The sequence below is a fragment of the Polynucleobacter sp. 15G-AUS-farblos genome, from assembly GCF_018882445.1.
Taxonomy (GTDB): domain Bacteria; phylum Pseudomonadota; class Gammaproteobacteria; order Burkholderiales; family Burkholderiaceae; genus Polynucleobacter.
Genome location: NZ_JACVOM010000006.1, coordinates 128,412 through 144,720, shown reverse-complemented (window position 1 = coordinate 144,720; position 16,309 = coordinate 128,412). Strand labels below are relative to the sequence as shown.

The window sequence follows — 16,309 nt, the reverse complement described above, 5'->3', positions numbered from 1 at the left end:
AGAGTCAACCTTAAATAAAATACCTGCAAAAGTGGCGCAGCTTTTTAGGTATTTAAAGTCACTGATTTGCGGTCTATGGGGAAAAGTTTCACACCGCATACCGACTATCTCTTTCGCCTCGGTAAAGTCATTTATTTACGGATTCAAATGGCGAATTTTTATTGTGCTGATTATTTTGTACGCCGGTTCATTAACCTATGACTATTTTTATCCGCCAGCTGCAAAAGCTGGAAAAGGTGGCGGACCAACGACCGTAACTACTATTACGGTTGAGAAGAAAGATATTCCGCTGGTAATTGAGGCAACTGGTACGATGGTTTCAAATGCTATTGTCGATATCAGACCGATGGTTACAAATACAGTCGCAAAGATTCACGTCAAAGATGGTCAAGAAGTCAAAGCGGGCGACCTATTATTCACACTTGATAACCGTAATGACACTGCCAACTATGAAAGGCTAAAAGCCTTAGCGGAAGATGCCCAAAAACAATATCTTCGCGCACAAGAACTGGTAAGCAAAAACTTTATTTCCAGGGCTGGCCTAGAAACTGCTATGGCTAACGCTAAATCGGCCCAAGCAGCAGCGCGTTCCGCTGAGGTACAGCTTTCCTACGACTCAATACGATCTCCTATCACTGGCCGCGCTGGAATTGTGAATGTATTTCCTGGCTCTTTAGTACAAGCAAGCAATGTGGTCACTACCGCAACTAGTTCAACAGCAACATCTAGTGTTGGATCGATGGTAACAATCACCCAGCTCAACCCAATCAATGTTCAATTTGTGATCCCAGAAAAAGATATCCCCATTTTGCTGGAGAACCAGCTGGATGGAGAACCCCTTACTGTTAAGGTTACCGTGGGTGACTCTGGTAAAAAAACATATGAAGGTAAGGTGCTAGTGATTGATAACCAGGTGGATCCTTCCATTGCAGCAGTCAGAGTCAAGGCGCAGATTCCGAATGATTCTATGACTCTGCTTCCTGGTCAGTTTGCTCGTATTTCATTAGTTGCCAATACTTTGAAAGATGCGCTTTCAGTGCCATCAGAAGCAATTGTGATGAGCGCCCGCGGAAGAATTGTTTATATAGTGGATCAAGATGGTAAAGCTGTTTTAAAACCCATTAAATTGGTCTATGAGTACAAAGGTACATCCGTTATCACCGGCATTGAGAATGGCGACAAGGTCATTGTCGAGGGCAAGCAGAATCTTCGACCAGGTGGCAAAGTCCGTGAAGCTAAGAAAGCGGACGCGGCCCCTAAAAATACTCCTTCGACTGAGAAAAAATGACGCTATCCGAATTATGTATTCGGCGTCCAGTGATGACGGTCTTGCTATCGATAGCTACCGTCATTGCCGGTACAGTCGCTTATTTCAATATACCAGTAGCAGCTTTACCAAGTTTTAATACTCCCGTTATTTCAGTTAGCGCATCGCTACCAGGTGCCTCTCCTGAAAACATGGCATCTGCTGTTGCATTGCCATTGGAAAAAGAATTTTCAACAATTGACGGCATTAAGGTCATCAGCTCTGTCAATTCATTGGGTAGCACTAGCATTTCCTTGGAATTTGATAACAAGCGCGATATCGATAAAGCAGCAGTCGACGTTCAGGCCGCACTCTTAAGAGCACAAAGACGGCTTCCGATTGAAATGACAAATCCACCGTCATATCGCAAAGTCAACCCTGCCGATACTCCTGTATTAGTTGTTCGCTTAAGCTCCCCGTCAGTGAGTTTGTCAGATTTAAATGACTATGCAGAAAATTTGCTGTCTCCAAATCTATCGACCATTAGCGGTGTTGCGCAAATTATTGTCTATGGTGCTAAACGTTACGCGGTTCGTGTTCAAGTTCGGCCCGATGCATTAGGCAACCGCAACCTCACTATGGATGATTTGGCTAATGCTATCAATAAAGCAAACTCAAATAGCCCCGTGGGCGTTCTTGATGGACCTCGCCAATCCATCACAATTTACGCGAATCCTCAATTGGTAAGACCAGAAGAATTTGGTAATCTCATCATCAGCCAAAAAAATGGTCTTCCTATTTTCCTCAAAGATGTCGCTGAAGTGGTTGAGAGTTATGAAAACGTCTACACCCTAGCCAGCTCTAATGGTGAAAGATCTATTGCAATTGCTGTATTACGGCAACCCAATGCAAATACTGTAGAGGTTGTCAAATCAGTTAAAGCATTAATCCCAGAACTACAGAAACAAATGCCCGAGTCGATTAAGCTCCAAGTGGCAAACGATCGATCCTTATCTATTATTGAAGCGATTCATGATGTGAATGTCACCCTTGCTCTAACTGTGCTGTTGGTTGTGTTAGTCATCTTCCTATTCTTAAAGCATGCAGCCGCAACTTTAATACCTTCAATTAGCTTGCCCATTTCTTTAATTGGCGCATTCTTTTTACTCTACTTCATGGGGTATAGCCTTGATAATATTTCGCTGTTAGGTATTACGCTAGCAGTAGGTTTGGTGGTTGATGATGCAATCGTAGTCCTAGAAAACATCATGCGTCATATTGAAAATGGGATGGACCCACTCAAGGCCTCACTTAAGGGCAGCAAAGAGGTTGGCTTTACTATTATTTCTATTTCGATTTCCTTGATTGCAGTGTTTATTCCTCTCTTCTTCATGCCTGGACCCATAGGCCTGCTCTTTAGAGAATTTGCTGTAGTTGTATCTTTGTCGATTTTTGTATCGGCCATCGTTTCTTTGACAGTAGTTCCAATGCTCTGTAGCAGATATCTCCCTAAACCCGGAGTCCATGCTAAAGAATTCGCTATCAATAAACAATTTGATCGCCTCTTTGATTGGATGCTCAAAACCTATATTCACTATCTTGATTTAGCTTTACACCATCGAAAAATAGTCATATGGGGTGCTATTTCTACATTTGCTCTATCTATATTCTTGTTTATGAACAGTCCAAAGGGATTTTTTCCAGAAGAAGACATAGGACAAATACAGACCACTACAGAAGCATCGGAGGATATTTCATTTGAGGCAATGTTGAAGCTTCAAGACCAGGCAGCCGAAATCGTTAGTAAAGATCCAAGCGTAGAAAGCTCTATTTCAATTGTGGGTGGCGGAAATAGCTCTGGCAAAAATACTGGACGCATTTTTATTGTTCTCAAGCCGAAAAACGAACGACCAAAGATGTCTAAGGTAATGGAGGATCTTAGAGTCAAATTTAGAGAAATACCGGGCCTTCAGGTGTACATGCGCCCTGTACAAAATTTACAAATTGGTGGTCGAAGTAGTAAGAGTCGTTACCAATTTACCCTCCAAAGCGTTGGCTTTGAAGGTGTCAATGAATGGGCCGACAAACTCATACAAAAACTGCGATCTGATCCTATGTTTAGAGACGTTACTAGTGATTCGCAATTAAAAGGCTTAAATGTCAAGATTGATATTAATCGAGAAAAGGCGGCTAGCGCAGGCATTACGATTGCAGATATTCGCTCTGCTTTGTATTCATCATATGGTGAGAAACAAGTATCAACCATATACACTCCTGTAAATACCTACTATGTCATTTTAGAAACTGCTAAAGAGGATCGACAATATGAATCTGACCTCAATAAAATATTTGTTCGCGGTCGAGCCACTGATAAATTAATTCCCCTTTCTAGTGTTGCAACATTCACCAGATCAGTCGGCCCCACTGCGGTGAACCATCTGGGGCAGATACCGGCAGTCACCCTCTCATTTAACTTAGCGCCTGATGTATTTCTTGGGGATGCTACTAAGAAAATTGAAGAGTACACCAAAGAAATTGGGCTACCGCCCTCGATCATTACTAGCTATGGTGGTGATGCGGCCGTCTTTAAAGATAATCAATCAGGCCAAGTCATTTTGATTTTGGCTGCACTCGGAGTCATATATATTTTGCTGGGGGTTTTATACGAGAGCTATATTCATCCACTCACCATTCTTGCGGGCTTACCATCCGCTGCCATTGGCGCTATTTTGGCTTTACGCATTTTTGGCTTTGAATTAACAATCATTGCCTCAATTGGTATTTTGTTGCTGATTGGGATTGTTAAAAAGAATGCGATTTTGATGATTGACTTTGCACTGGATGCGCAACGCAATCAGGGAATGACTCCTGAAAAGGCAATCAGAGAAGCCTGTATCTTGCGTTTCCGCCCTATCATGATGACAACCTTGGCTGCATTAATGGGCGCCCTGCCGATTGCCTTTGGAATTGGCGCAGGCGCAGAACTACGTCAGCCTTTGGGCATAAGCGTTGCGGGCGGCCTGATCTTATCGCAATTCGTTACCTTGATTATTACGCCGGTTATTTATCTCTATCTTGATAAATATGCCGGCAATGGTCCAATGGAAATTCCGCCATCAGTACTAGAGGGTACCTAATGCGTCAAGTTATTCTCGATACAGAAACTACTGGCTTAAATCCAGCAACCGGCGATCGTATTATCGAAATCGGTTGCGTAGAAATGGTCGGTCGTCGACTTACAGACAGAACCTTCCACTACTACATTAATCCAGAGCGTGATATCGATGCTGGAGCTTTTGCGGTTCATGGACTCTCAAGGGAATTCCTGTCAGACAAACCTGTTTTTGGAAATATTGTTGAGCAGCTGATTGAATTTGTTGATGGTGCAGAAATTGTGATTCATAACGCCGCCTTCGACTTGGGATTTTTAGATAACGAGTTCGCTCTCTTGAAGCGCCCGCCATTTCGTAATTTGGCAAGCAAGGTAACTGATACGCTTTTAGAGGCACGTCAGATGTTTCCGGGTAAACGCAATTCATTAGATGCTCTTTGCGAGCGCTTCTCCATTAGCAATCAACATCGTACTTTGCACGGCGCTTTGTTGGATGCCCAGTTATTGGCAGAAGTGTATGTATCAATGACACGCGGCCAAGAAGATCTCTCGATTGATTTGATCGACTACACGGTGGCTACTGATTCTGAAGGGCAAACCAAATCGCTCCCTACAAATTTAAAACTACTGGCAGCTAGTGATGAGGAATGTCAGTCACACGAAAAGGTTTTGGCTGAAATAGCTAAAGCCAGTAAAAAGGACCCCGTATGGAGCCCTATTCAAAGCATTAGTTAAGAGCCATTAGATTGCAGCAGCAATCGCCTTACCCAAGTCATCAGTCTTAGCGGTGCCACCAACATCTGGGGTTAATGGTGCATGACCGGGACCTGCGGCAAGCACTTTTTCAATCGCTGTAAAAATGGCTTTTCCTGCCTCTGGGTAACCAAGGTGGTCAAGCATCATGGCACCACTCCAGATTTGCCCGATTGGATTAGCAATCATCTTGCCGTAAATATCCGGAGCTGAACCATGCACAGGCTCAAATAAAGATGGGAATTTTCCTTCTGGGTTGATGCTCCCGGATGGAGCAACAGCAATCGTTCCAGTACAAGCTGGGCCTAGATCAGACAAAATATCGCCAAATAAATTACTTGCCACCACGACATCAAAGCGATCAGGGTTCATTACAAAGTGGGCAGCTAGGATGTCAATGTGATACTTGTCGGTTCTGACATCAGCAAACTTTTTGGACATGGTTTCTACACGTTCATCCCAATAAGGCATGGTGATAGCAATACCATTTGATTTAGTTGCTGAAGTTAAATGTTTCTTAGGGCGGCTTTGTGCTAAATCATATGCATATTGCAAAATACGATCGACGCCCTGTCTTGTGAAGATCGACTCTTGAATAACAAACTCGCGATCAGTGTCTGGGAACATTTTTCCACCAACGCTAGAGTATTCACCTTCCGTATTTTCACGAACTACAAAGAAATCAATATCGCCTGGTTTACGATTGGCCAGAGGACAAGGAACCCCTGGTAATAAGCGCACGGGACGTAAATTCACATACTGATCAAATCCGCGACGGAATTGAATCAAACTTCCCCATAAGGAAACATGATCAGGCAGGATATCGGGCATTCCGACTGCGCCAAAGAAAATAGCGTCATACTTCATTAAAGTATCAAACCAATCATCCGGCATCATCTTGCCGTGCTTGAGATAGTAATCACAGCTAGCAAAGTCAAAATGATCAAATTGCATGCCAATGCCAAACTTGCGATTGGCCGCCTCTAAGGCGCGAACTCCTTCAGGCATTACTTCTTTGCCAATACCATCCCCAGCGATGACGGCGATTTTTGGATTTTTGAAGATTTTCTTTGCATTCATAGGAAGTAGTCTCTTACATTAAGTGTTATTTTCGTTGAAAAAATTTTACAGGTTTCTCATTTAACTGATAGCACGTCGAATCTCATCTGGGGCCTTTTTTGCGCCCTTTCCGACAGATTCGCTGTCGTATTCAGTTGTATTTTCAATAGTTTCAGGAATATCTTCCTGCATGCGAATATTGTCTTTTGGGCAGATTGGGGCTCCATAACTAGCCCATTTTTTAAGTAAAGTGACTTCATAACCGCATTGACCGCACTTGGCCTTGCTTCTACTGGCATTGCTTGGTCTTGGTGGTGGGAAAACGATTGCCTGATGCGGATATGGGCCCAACTCCTGGCTAATCATCATCAGTTTGACGGTAAGCTCTTCTGTAGCATGCGCCATTCGAGCCGGACCTTCTAATCCAACCGTCTGCGCGATCCCTTTGAAATCCTCGCCATGCCCGCTGAAACAATCATCTACTGCATGGCACAACTCATGCACTAAGGTATCGAGCAATTCGACTGGGTCATCAATTTTGGGCGAAATAAAAATTTCATTCACACCACCGCCTGAACGCTCGCGGGGCCAACATTGGCCCAGGGTTGTTCTAGGACTACTAGAAGCCGGAAACCCACAGGAGACCCGAACAGGGGGGATGGCATATCCAGCCTTTGAAAAAACCGGTTCTAGATGTTTTACGGCGTCTTCAAGCCATGCTTCACGTACTGAATGTTGCTTCATTTAGGTTGCTATCTGGGTTCAATAATTTCGTTAAATTGCGATCATACGCCACCCTTAGTAGAATAATCCGATGAAAGATCTAGAAAGCCTTAGCGCCTCTCAGGCTGCCCGTGCACTCGCCAGACGCGATATCAAAGCAACCGACCTACTGCTCTCCTGCTTGGACCGCATAGGTCAGCGAGAAAGCCTCATTAAGGCTTGGGTAAGCCTAGACAAAGAAAACGCCATGGCACGCGCTAGAGAGCTTGATAAAGGGCCTATTAAGGGGATTTTGCACGGCCTTCCGATTGGCGTTAAAGACCTATTTGATACCTGCGATCTACCAACAGGCTATGGATCGCCAATTTATGCCAATCATTACCCAGCAGCGGATGCAGTTTCGGTCGCTCTGATGCGTCAAGCTGGTGGAATTATTCTCGGCAAAACAGTCAGCACTGAATTTGCAAGCTTTAAACCCCCTGCTACTGTCAACCCGCATCATCTTAAACATACCCCCGGTGGTTCATCAAGCGGCTCTGCTTCCGCCGTTGCTGACTTTATGGTGCCCTTGGCAACAGGTAGTCAAACAGCGGGATCCATTATTCGTCCCGCATCCTATTGTGGCGTCGTAGGCTTTAAACCGAGCTTTGGAAAAATCATGGTGGCCGGTGTCAAAGCCTTGTCTCCCTCATTAGATACATTAGGCTGCTTTGGAAGAAGTATTGGCGATGTTGCCCTGGGCGTAGCAGCAATGAGCGATGATCTTGAACTTGCCCACGTATCAGAATTACACAACAAACCCCGAATTTCTATCTGCAAAACACAGGATTGGTCTTTAGCTGGCAAAGAAACTGCGGGTGCTCTTGCTCTAGCGCGCTTTGCTGCCGAAGCTATCTCTAAGGGTCCCGTAAAAGATATCCTCTTACCTACCGCATGTAATGAAATTACTTTAGTTCAATCACGGATCATGAGTTTTGAGATGGTGCGTGCACTGGGTTTTGAGCAAAAGAGTTTTGCCAAGAAAATGAATGCTCAGTTATTACAGCAATTAAATGAGGGCAGCAAAATTTCTTACGAGCAATACCAAAAGGATTTGCTATCTGCCAAAGAAGCGCGCTTTGCGATTGATCAATTATTTCTAAATGAAGTAGATTTGATCATTGCGCCGAGTGCCACAGGAGAAGCGCCAATCGCTAAAGAAGGAACAGGTAACCCTGTATTTTGTCGGGGCTGGACGCTCCTAGGCCTTCCTTGTATCAACCTAAATATTAGCAGCGGTCCGAATGGCTTGCCTGTTGGGGTACAGTTAATTGCAGGACCAGGAAAAGATCGATTCCTATTAAGTGTAGCTAGAGCCTTGGCACAATCCTTGCCTGACCCCGTATTAAGAGATCAGGCATAAGCATCGTTAATCTAGTGTGATATTGGCTGATTTAATTGCCTTATTCCAGTATGGCAACTCTTTCTTGAGTAATGCATCCATTGCCTGAGGATTGAGATAGCGCAACTCAATGCCAGCAGAATCTCCACGCTCTTTGACTTCAGGCAAAGCTAAGCTTGTTTTCACAGAATCGGTCAGCTTAGTGATAATGGGTCCTGGTGTCCCTGCTGGAGCGTACAAAGCCACCCATGCCTCCAATTGAAATGATGCCAAGCCAGCTTCAGTAGTAGTGGGCACATTTGGCATGCCAGGATGGCGACTCTTGCCAGTAACGGCTAAGCCTTTTAGCTTTCCGCTTTGCACATGCTGCATAACAGAGGGCGGCGTTGTAATAAAGACTTGTACTTGACCAGCTAAAACATCTAGGATCGCTGGCCCAGAGCCCTTATAGGGTACGTGCACCATATCTACTCCCGTGCTTTGCTTAAATATCTCAGTGCCGATATGGGAAACGGAGCCATTTCCTTGAGACGCATAATTGAGCTTGCCCGGATTGGCCTTTGCGTAAGCAATCAACTCTTTTAGGTTATTCACAGGCACTGAGGGATGCACCGCAATTACATTGGTTGATACGGTTAATAGCCCTATGGGTGAAAAATCTTTAATGGGATCCCATTGAAGTTTATCCATCAGCGCTGGATTAGCAACGTGATACCCAGAATACGAAATCAACAAGGTATACCCATCTGGTTTTGCTTTAGCTACATACTGATAGGCAGTGTTACCACTTGCGCCGGGCTTGTTATCAACTACGACTGGTTGTCCAATCACTCTGGCCAAAGGCTCGCTCAATAAGCGGGCTGAGGTATCCACTAAACCGCCCGGTGGATTTGGCACCACTAGGGTAATTGGTCTGTCTGGAAAATTTTGTGCGCATGCAAGACTAGTAAGCAAGCTAGCACCAACTGCAAACAATGATGATTTAATAAACTGAATACGTTTCATAGGGGGTCTCCTGTTTAATTTTTTGACTGTTAATCCGATTATCTTTGACCTACTTTGACATTTCCAAAAATTGCTTGGGCTTCTCTGGGTAAACAACGCCAGTAACGTTCATTAGATGGGACTGTGCCACCTAAAGCAGCAGCAGCCTCCCATGCCCAGCGTGGCTTATACAAGAAGGCTCGTGCAAGCGCTATCAGATCAGCATCGCCCTTTTGCAAAATCTCTTCTGCTTGATGAGGATCCGTAATTAATCCTACCGTCATAGTAGGAAGACCGGACTGATCTTTTACCAACTTAGCAAAAGGGACTTGATAGTTTGGACCAATGGCAATTTTTTGCGCAGGCGAAATTCCTCCTGATGAAATATGCACAAAGTCCGCCCCTAAGGTCTTCAGTTGTGTCGCAAAATCAGCAGTTTCTTGCGGAGTCCACCCACCCTCAATCCAATCACTAGCAGATATACGAATACCCAGCACGCCTGGATATGCATCCCTTACAGATTTAAATAACTCTAAGGGAAAACGAATTCGGTTCTCATAAGAGCCGCCATATTCATCCGTTCTTTGATTTGCAATCGGCGATAGAAATTGGTGCAATAAGTAGCCATGAGCACCATGCAATTCAATGCCATCCACACCAATTCGATCAGAGCGTTTTGCAGCCACCACAAAGGCCTCGATCAAGTTCTTTAATTCTGCTTTAGAGAGCTCATGGGGTAGGCGCTCACCCTCTAACTGCGGAATCGCTGATGGCGCATCCGCATTCCAGCCACCCTGTTCTATCGAAAGGAGTTGCCCACCTTCCCAAGGGGTAGCACTGGACGCCTTTCTTCCGGCATGGGCTAGCTGAATAAATACCGGGGTCGGTGGCGCTAGTTGACGTGCTCTTGTCAATTTATCCTTAAGAGCAGCCTCAGTACGGTCATCCCATAAACCAAGACAAGCAGGTGTAATACGTCCCTCTGGTGTAACCCCGGTAGCCTCAATGATGAATAAGCCTGCACCACTATTGAGTAAATTACCCCAATGCATTAAGTGCCAGTCCGTTGCCTCACCATTACTAGCCGAGTATTGGCACATTGGCGCAACAACAACCCGATTTGCCAGCTCCAGAGGCCCACGAGGGCTATTGAGGGTGTAATTGGTGAAAAGAAGACTCATTGCAGACCTTTAAAAACTAGCAAATATGAACAAATAACCAAAATTGGCTTATAGCGATAAAATAGTAAAAAGCAGAATAAACGAGACAGCGAAGTCTTGCAGGCCACCGCGGCCAAACGACTTCATTTTATATAAACACCCTTGAAATAATAAGCACAAACGACTATGAATGCACCACAAGCTTTTGTATCTAAAGAAGATATTGGCCACTATGTAGATGGCAAGATCACAAATCCCAAAGACGGCCGTTTTTCGGACGTCTACAACCCTGCCTTGGGATCCGTATCCCGCCGGGTTGCCTTAGCAAGCAAGAAAGAGGTCGATGAAGTTGTCGCGGTTGCGCAAAAGGCGTTTTTAAGCTGGAGCCAAACAAGCCCCCTGCGCCGCTCACGAATTATGTTCAAGTACCTAGAGTTACTTAATGCAAAACGTGATGAACTCGCAGCCATCATCACTGCTGAGCATGGCAAAGTATTTACCGATGCACAAGGTGAAGTAACACGTGGCATCGAAATTGTAGAATTTGCTACCGGTATCCCTGAGTTGTTAAAAGGCGATTACACAGAGCAGGTTTCAACTGATATTGATAACTGGGTCATGCGCCAGCCATTGGGTGTGGTGGCCGGCATTACCCCATTTAATTTCCCGGTCATGGTTCCAATGTGGATGTTCCCCATGGCGATTGCCTGTGGCAATACGTTCATTCTTAAACCAAGCCCTACAGATCCTTCAGCCTCCCTATTTATGGCAAAGCTACTGAAAGAAGCCGGTCTTCCTGATGGCGTTTTCAATGTGGTTCAAGGTGATAAAGAAGCAGTTGATGCTTTGATTGAAAATCCTGACGTCAAAGCAATTAGTTTTGTTGGATCCACACCGATTGCAAACTATATATATGAGCGGTGCGCCCATTTTGGTAAACGCTCACAAGCTTTAGGTGGCGCAAAGAACCATATGGTCATCATGCCTGATGCAGACATCGATAAGGCAATTGATGCGCTTGTTGGTGCTGCCTATGGCTCAGCTGGTGAGCGCTGTATGGCAATTTCTGTTGCGGTTTTAGTGGGTGATGTTGCTGAGAAGATCATGCCTAAACTCATTGAGCGCACCAAAACATTAAAGGTTAAAAATGGCATGGAGCTTGATGCCGAGATGGGTCCGATTGTGACTAAAGCTGCCCTGGAGCGCATCACTGGCTACATCGAAAGTGGCGTTGCTTCTGGTGCAAAACTATTAGTGGATGGTCGTGGCCTCAAAGTTCCAGGTAATGAAAATGGCTTCTATATTGGCGGTACATTGTTTGACAATGTGACCCCTGATATGAAGATTTACCTAGAAGAAATTTTTGGCCCAGTGCTCTCATGCTTGCGAGTTGCCAATTTTACTGAGGCCCTCAATTTAGTGAACTCATGTGAGTACGGCAATGGAGTTGCCTGCTTTACAAGTGATGGCAATATTGCTCGTGAATTTGCCCGCCGCGTACAAGTAGGCATGGTTGGTATTAACGTCCCCATTCCTGTGCCAATGGCCTGGCATGGCTTTGGTGGCTGGAAGAAATCTATCTTTGGAGATATGCATGCCTACGGTAAAGAAGGTGTCCGTTTTTATACTAAGCAAAAGAGTGTGATGCAACGATGGCCAGAAAGTATTGCTAAAGGCGCTGAATTTGTCATGCCAACCTCAAAGTAATCGTTAACTGCTACAGACAAAAAAGTGACCTCCGGGTCACTTTTTTATGGCTAATGAATTATTAATCTGAACTTTAGATGATGAACTAGGCAGTTGGATAAACCACTCTTCTTTCAATTGCTCTTGCAAATAAGACAATCACTGAAACCATCGCTAGGTAAACAATGGCCGTAAGTAAATAGGCCTTGAAGAATTGAAAGTTACTTGCAGCCAACTCTTGCATGCGGGCAAAAAACTCAGTGTATTGAATCAGGAAAGCAACAGAGCTGTCTTTTAAATTACCAATCACTTGGTTTGTTAGAGCGGGCACCGACAATCGAAGCACTTGCGGCAAAGTGATTAATTGGAAAATCTGAAAAGGACTAAAACCCTGGGCTGCAGCGGCCTCAAGCTGAATAAAATTCAAACCGTTATAAGCGGTTTTCATATACGCAGCGTTATAAGCCGCCACATTCAGCGTGAATCCAATTGCTGCCACAGTAAAGGGATCCATGCGTAAGCCCCATTGTGGCAGGCCGTAATACATTAAAAATAATAGGACTATTAAGGGCATCCCAATAAAAAATGAGATATAGGAATTAGTGGCTGTACGGATGAAAAAATTCTTGCTAATTGAGAGATAGAAAACAACAATCCCGAGTAAAAGACCGGTAACGCTAACTAAACCCGCAAGCTTTAAAGTATTGACCAGACCCGCCAAAATGAGCGGCATCTGCATCATCAGATCTGTTTCAAAGATCTTCCAAGCGTTCATTTCAAGCCATCCTTATTGCCAAAGAATGCATGTATATCTGGATCAGATGTATCACTCATGAGAATAGAAATTTTTTCATCGGCACGGATAACGCCTTTATCCAAAAACATCACCGTGTCTGAGATGTTTTGTGCAAGCGCCAGATCATGTGTAACACACAACATCGTAATGCCAGCATCATGAAGTCGATTAATCAGATCTGCCACATCACGAGACATGATCGGATCTAAAGCCGAAGTTGGCTCATCAAGCACCAGCACTGCCGGATCCATAGCTAGCGCCCTAGCAATGGCTACGCGCTGTTGCTGCCCACCAGAGAGTTGTGCAGGATACTTATGTTGATGAATCGTCATATCAAACTTGGCTAGAGTATCTAAAGCTTTTTCATTAGCCTCTGGTTTTTTCATGCCCTCCAATACTTTTAACGCCAAGGTCACATTTTCTAATACAGTCAGATGACTGTACAAAGCAAACTGCTGAAATACAAAACCAATCTGCTTACGAAGCGCCCTGACATCTATTCCGGGGCCAGCAACTTCTTTACCGCGAAACAAGATAGATCCTGAAGTAGGATCCTCTAAGCGGTTCAGGCAATGCAAAATCGTCGACTTTCCTGAACCAGAAGCCCCCATCAAAACGCGCACTGCGCCATCTTGCACATCAAAATTAATATCTGAGAGCACGACTTGCTCGCCGTATACCTTTTTCAAGTCTCGTACCTGAATTAAAGACACAAAGAGGCTCCCTTCAAGGCAATATCATCCGAAATCATGCTTTACTCAACCCTGGAATTTGATAATGGCGATTAACTAGCTGTATGCCAATCAATAAGATTCGATAAATCGCAAAATACAGTAGCCCTACTGCAAAATAGACCTCAACCCCTCTTAATGTAGTCGAGGTCAATGCAATGGCCTGCTTAGTAATTTCTGGAATGCCCACGGTGTATGCAAAAGGAGAATATTTCAGCACAGAAGTAAATTCATTAATCATGCCTGGTACAGAGAAGCGCAACATTTGCGGCAAATCAATGTACCAAAGTACCTGCAATTTGCTCATACCCATTGCTTGACCAGCCAATATCTCAACCGAGTTCACAGAATTAAATGCGCCACGAAACACTTCAGCAAGATAAGCCGATGTCACCAAACCTAAACTCAATGCCATTGCCATTAATGGGGGGACTTTAATCCCAACACTGGGAAGGCCAAAATAGACCATGAAAAGAAGTACTAAAACAGGAACGCCTCTAAATATATAGGTATAGGTATCGATCACTGGAGTTAATCCAGGAATTTGTAGTCGCCGCAAGCTGGCAAGCGTTAAGCCAATAACTAAGCCTGTAGCACTACAGACTAAAGTCACAATGACTGTATAAGAGATTCCTTGCGCTAATTGCGCAAGGATGTCGTAAAAATTCACAGATAAACCCTATCGAATGAAAATTAATTCATCCACTTATCTAGAATTGCCTTCACTTTATCTGGACCCAGCTCTTTTAAGTAGACATCAAAATCATCACGCAATTTTGACCCCTTAGCAAAGGCAAAACCGAGCTTGTCATAACCACTAAAGACATAATCACTCTCAATTGGCAACTTCATTTTATTAATATAGCTTGCCAATACAGGCTCTTCGATGAATGCCAGATCGATATTCCCATTTTGAAGGTCGGTAATGACCTCGGTATAAGAGGGATAGAGTTTTACCTTACTGAGCGAGTAATAGCCTTTTGGCTCAAGCTCATTGCGAATGAGATCGTCATACGCCATCCCGCGAGGATATCCAATTTTGTATTTTTTGAGTTCGTTTAAATCTTTGATTTGAATATTGCGATTCTTCATGCTGACCAAATGCCAGGCATTGTCATAGTAAGGCTGAGAAAAATCCATTACCTCTTTGCGCTTATCAGTAATTGAGATACCTGAAAAAGCCACATCCGCTTGACCACTTGAAACTGCACCCAACATTCCCTGCCAGTCATAAGGCGTCACTTTAAATGTGCATGAACGAGCTTTGCAGTAACCATCAAAGATTTCCATATCAGCGCCAACAATCTTGCCATTTTGATCGAAAACCATTGGAGGTGAGGCTGGGGAAACAGCCACTTTAATTTCTTTTGAATCAGACTTAGAGCATGCAGTAATACCTAAAGCAGTTAAGCAAACTATCAAGGCAAGAAAAATGCGTTTCATCACGTATCCCCATCAAACAAGTTAGGTCCTAAAGGACGTTCTAACAAGTATATGGGATTTGTGTGGGAATCTTATTGGAGAGTATTTTTAAATGCCGGGATCATTGGCATAGCCATAACATCAATCCCTTCATCTCTCAAGGACTCAGCTTCATCCAGGGTAGTGTGACCACGAATGCTGCGCTCAGGAGATTCTTTATAATGAATCTTGCGGGCCTCTTCTGCAAACGCATTGCCCACATCCTCAGAACGGCCCATGAGATCATGCATCCCCTTCAAAAAGGCAGCCTGAACCTGCGCCTCTAATTGGGAGTGATCCTTACCCGTCAGCGCCATCACTTCCCCGCTTAAATTACCCGTGCCTTCCTTTTGAACAACTAATTCAGTGGAAGAAGTCTTTACAATATGAGGCGCTGAAGGCATACGCGTAATTTGCGTGCTGTCGCAAATAGGACAAGCCAAAATGCCCTTGTCTTGCTGGGCAAGACAGTCCTCTTCGGAGGCAAACCAGCCTTCAAAGCGATGATCCAAGGGGCAAGCGAGGTTGTAGACTTTCATATGACCTATATTGGGGCAAAAATACCAAATTCAATACCCCATTTTAATCCGTTTTGAAAGTACCTATTTAATAGCCTGGGGCTTCACTAGGCCTCTGCGATATCGATCTAACCAATAAGCTGAGATTGTTGTTTTCACATCGGTGATCTCACCCTGCTCTACCCAAGCAATTAACTGCTCTAGAGGGGCTGCAAAAACATCTAAAAACTCTTCATCATCAAGCTTACTTGGACCAGGAATCAGATCTTCAGCTAAATAGATATCGATGAACTCAGTAGAGTAAGAAATCACAGGATGGATACGGCGGATATAACTCCAACGCTTGGCAGTGTATCCAGTCTCCTCCTCAAGCTCGCGTTGGGCGCACAATAAATGGTCTTCCCCAATCTCCAACTTACCCGCTGGAATTTCTATACAGGCTTTAGCAATCGGATAACGATATTGACGCTCTAAAAGCACTCTGCCATCATCCAGAATGGCTACGATAGCCACAGCGCCAGGATGCGTCAAATATTCTCGAGCGGCCTGCTGACCATCGGGCAAGCGAACTTGATCGCGTTTCATGTTCAGAAAGATGCCGCCATATATATCCTCGCCGGATATACGGTCCTCTCGAAGATGATCATCACCCTCCGATAGATCGCTAAATGATTTTTCAGTCATCGAGTTCTTAGCCTT

The 16,309-nt window shown here is 44.4% G+C and carries 15 protein-coding genes; 5 read left to right on the top strand and 10 right to left on the bottom strand.

Translation table 11 applies throughout. The features are described 5' to 3' along the window. Window positions 1–163: 163 nt before the first annotated feature. Genes ICN41_RS10610 through dnaQ form a run of 3 tightly spaced genes read left to right on the top strand, consistent with a single transcriptional unit; the run spans window position 164 to window position 5,093 of the window. On the top strand, window positions 164–1,288 hold the full coding sequence (locus ICN41_RS10610; protein WP_370629126.1) for an efflux RND transporter periplasmic adaptor subunit: 1,125 nt from the start codon (window positions 164–166) through the stop codon (window positions 1,286–1,288). Then, window positions 1,285–4,383 carry an efflux RND transporter permease subunit gene (locus tag ICN41_RS10605; RefSeq protein ID WP_216292892.1) on the top strand — a complete coding sequence of 1,033 codons (3,099 nt, stop codon included), beginning with the start codon at window positions 1,285–1,287 and terminating at the stop codon, window positions 4,381–4,383. The genes ICN41_RS10610 and ICN41_RS10605 overlap by 4 nt, the downstream gene beginning before the upstream one ends. Then, the gene (gene dnaQ / locus ICN41_RS10600; protein WP_216292891.1) at window positions 4,383–5,093 is read left to right on the top strand and encodes a DNA polymerase III subunit epsilon; all 711 of its coding nucleotides are present in this window, start codon (window positions 4,383–4,385) and stop codon (window positions 5,091–5,093) included. Before ICN41_RS10605 ends, dnaQ begins: the two co-directional genes overlap by 1 nt. A 6-nt stretch (window positions 5,094–5,099) precedes the next feature. On the opposite strand, the gene ICN41_RS10595 is transcribed toward dnaQ, so the two are convergent. Both ICN41_RS10595 and ICN41_RS10590 read right to left on the bottom strand, forming a co-directional pair. Then, window positions 5,100–6,191 carry a tartrate dehydrogenase gene (locus ICN41_RS10595; RefSeq protein ID WP_216862335.1) on the bottom strand — a complete coding sequence of 364 codons (1,092 nt, stop codon included), beginning with the start codon at window positions 6,189–6,191 and terminating at the stop codon, window positions 5,100–5,102. Window positions 6,192–6,251: 60 nt separating this feature from the next. Beyond that, window positions 6,252–6,914: a SprT family zinc-dependent metalloprotease gene (locus ICN41_RS10590; protein ID WP_216292890.1), complete on the bottom strand. Its 663-nt coding sequence runs from the start codon at window positions 6,912–6,914 to the stop codon at window positions 6,252–6,254. Window positions 6,915–6,984: 70 nt separating this feature from the next. On the opposite strand from ICN41_RS10590, the gene ICN41_RS10585 reads away from it, so the two are divergent. Then, entirely contained in the window at window positions 6,985–8,295 is a 1,311-nt protein-coding gene (locus tag ICN41_RS10585; RefSeq protein ID WP_216292889.1) for an amidase, read from the top strand. Window positions 8,296–8,301: 6 nt separating this feature from the next. Here the strand turns inward: ICN41_RS10585 and ICN41_RS10580 are convergent, their stop codons facing one another. Both ICN41_RS10580 and ICN41_RS10575 read right to left on the bottom strand, forming a co-directional pair. Continuing rightward, the gene (locus ICN41_RS10580; RefSeq protein WP_216292888.1) at window positions 8,302–9,279 is read right to left on the bottom strand and encodes a tripartite tricarboxylate transporter substrate binding protein; all 978 of its coding nucleotides are present in this window, start codon (window positions 9,277–9,279) and stop codon (window positions 8,302–8,304) included. A 38-nt stretch (window positions 9,280–9,317) separates the two neighbouring features. Further along, window positions 9,318–10,439 (bottom strand): NADH:flavin oxidoreductase/NADH oxidase, encoded by a 1,122-nt coding sequence (locus ICN41_RS10575; RefSeq protein ID WP_216292887.1) that lies wholly within the window; start codon window positions 10,437–10,439, stop codon window positions 9,318–9,320. Window positions 10,440–10,604: 165 nt separating this feature from the next. Between ICN41_RS10575 and ICN41_RS10570 the strand changes: the two genes are divergently transcribed. Continuing rightward, a complete protein-coding gene (locus tag ICN41_RS10570; protein ID WP_216292886.1) occupies window positions 10,605–12,125 on the top strand; it encodes a CoA-acylating methylmalonate-semialdehyde dehydrogenase in 1,521 nt (506 codons plus the stop codon). 85 nt (window positions 12,126–12,210) lie between these two features. Here ICN41_RS10570 and ICN41_RS10565 read toward each other — a convergent pair whose 3' ends face one another. From ICN41_RS10565 to ICN41_RS10540, 6 genes are all read right to left on the bottom strand, one after another. Beyond that, window positions 12,211–12,879, bottom strand: coding sequence for an amino acid ABC transporter permease (locus ICN41_RS10565; RefSeq protein WP_216292885.1), 669 nt, complete (start codon window positions 12,877–12,879; stop codon window positions 12,211–12,213). Continuing rightward, window positions 12,876–13,613 carry an amino acid ABC transporter ATP-binding protein gene (locus ICN41_RS10560; protein WP_216292884.1) on the bottom strand — a complete coding sequence of 246 codons (738 nt, stop codon included), beginning with the start codon at window positions 13,611–13,613 and terminating at the stop codon, window positions 12,876–12,878. The genes ICN41_RS10565 and ICN41_RS10560 overlap by 4 nt, the downstream gene beginning before the upstream one ends. A gap of 34 nt (window positions 13,614–13,647) precedes the next feature. Next, window positions 13,648–14,301: an amino acid ABC transporter permease gene (locus ICN41_RS10555; protein WP_216292883.1), complete on the bottom strand. Its 654-nt coding sequence runs from the start codon at window positions 14,299–14,301 to the stop codon at window positions 13,648–13,650. Between the two features lie 23 nt (window positions 14,302–14,324). Beyond that, a complete protein-coding gene (locus tag ICN41_RS10550; protein ID WP_216292882.1) occupies window positions 14,325–15,074 on the bottom strand; it encodes a transporter substrate-binding domain-containing protein in 750 nt (249 codons plus the stop codon). A gap of 71 nt (window positions 15,075–15,145) precedes the next feature. After that, complete coding sequence (locus ICN41_RS10545) at window positions 15,146–15,631, bottom strand: DUF1178 family protein (protein WP_216292881.1); 486 nt, start codon at window positions 15,629–15,631, stop codon at window positions 15,146–15,148. Between the two features lie 63 nt (window positions 15,632–15,694). Further along, the gene (locus ICN41_RS10540; RefSeq protein WP_216292880.1) at window positions 15,695–16,294 is read right to left on the bottom strand and encodes an NUDIX domain-containing protein; all 600 of its coding nucleotides are present in this window, start codon (window positions 16,292–16,294) and stop codon (window positions 15,695–15,697) included. Window positions 16,295–16,309: the final 15 nt, after the last annotated feature.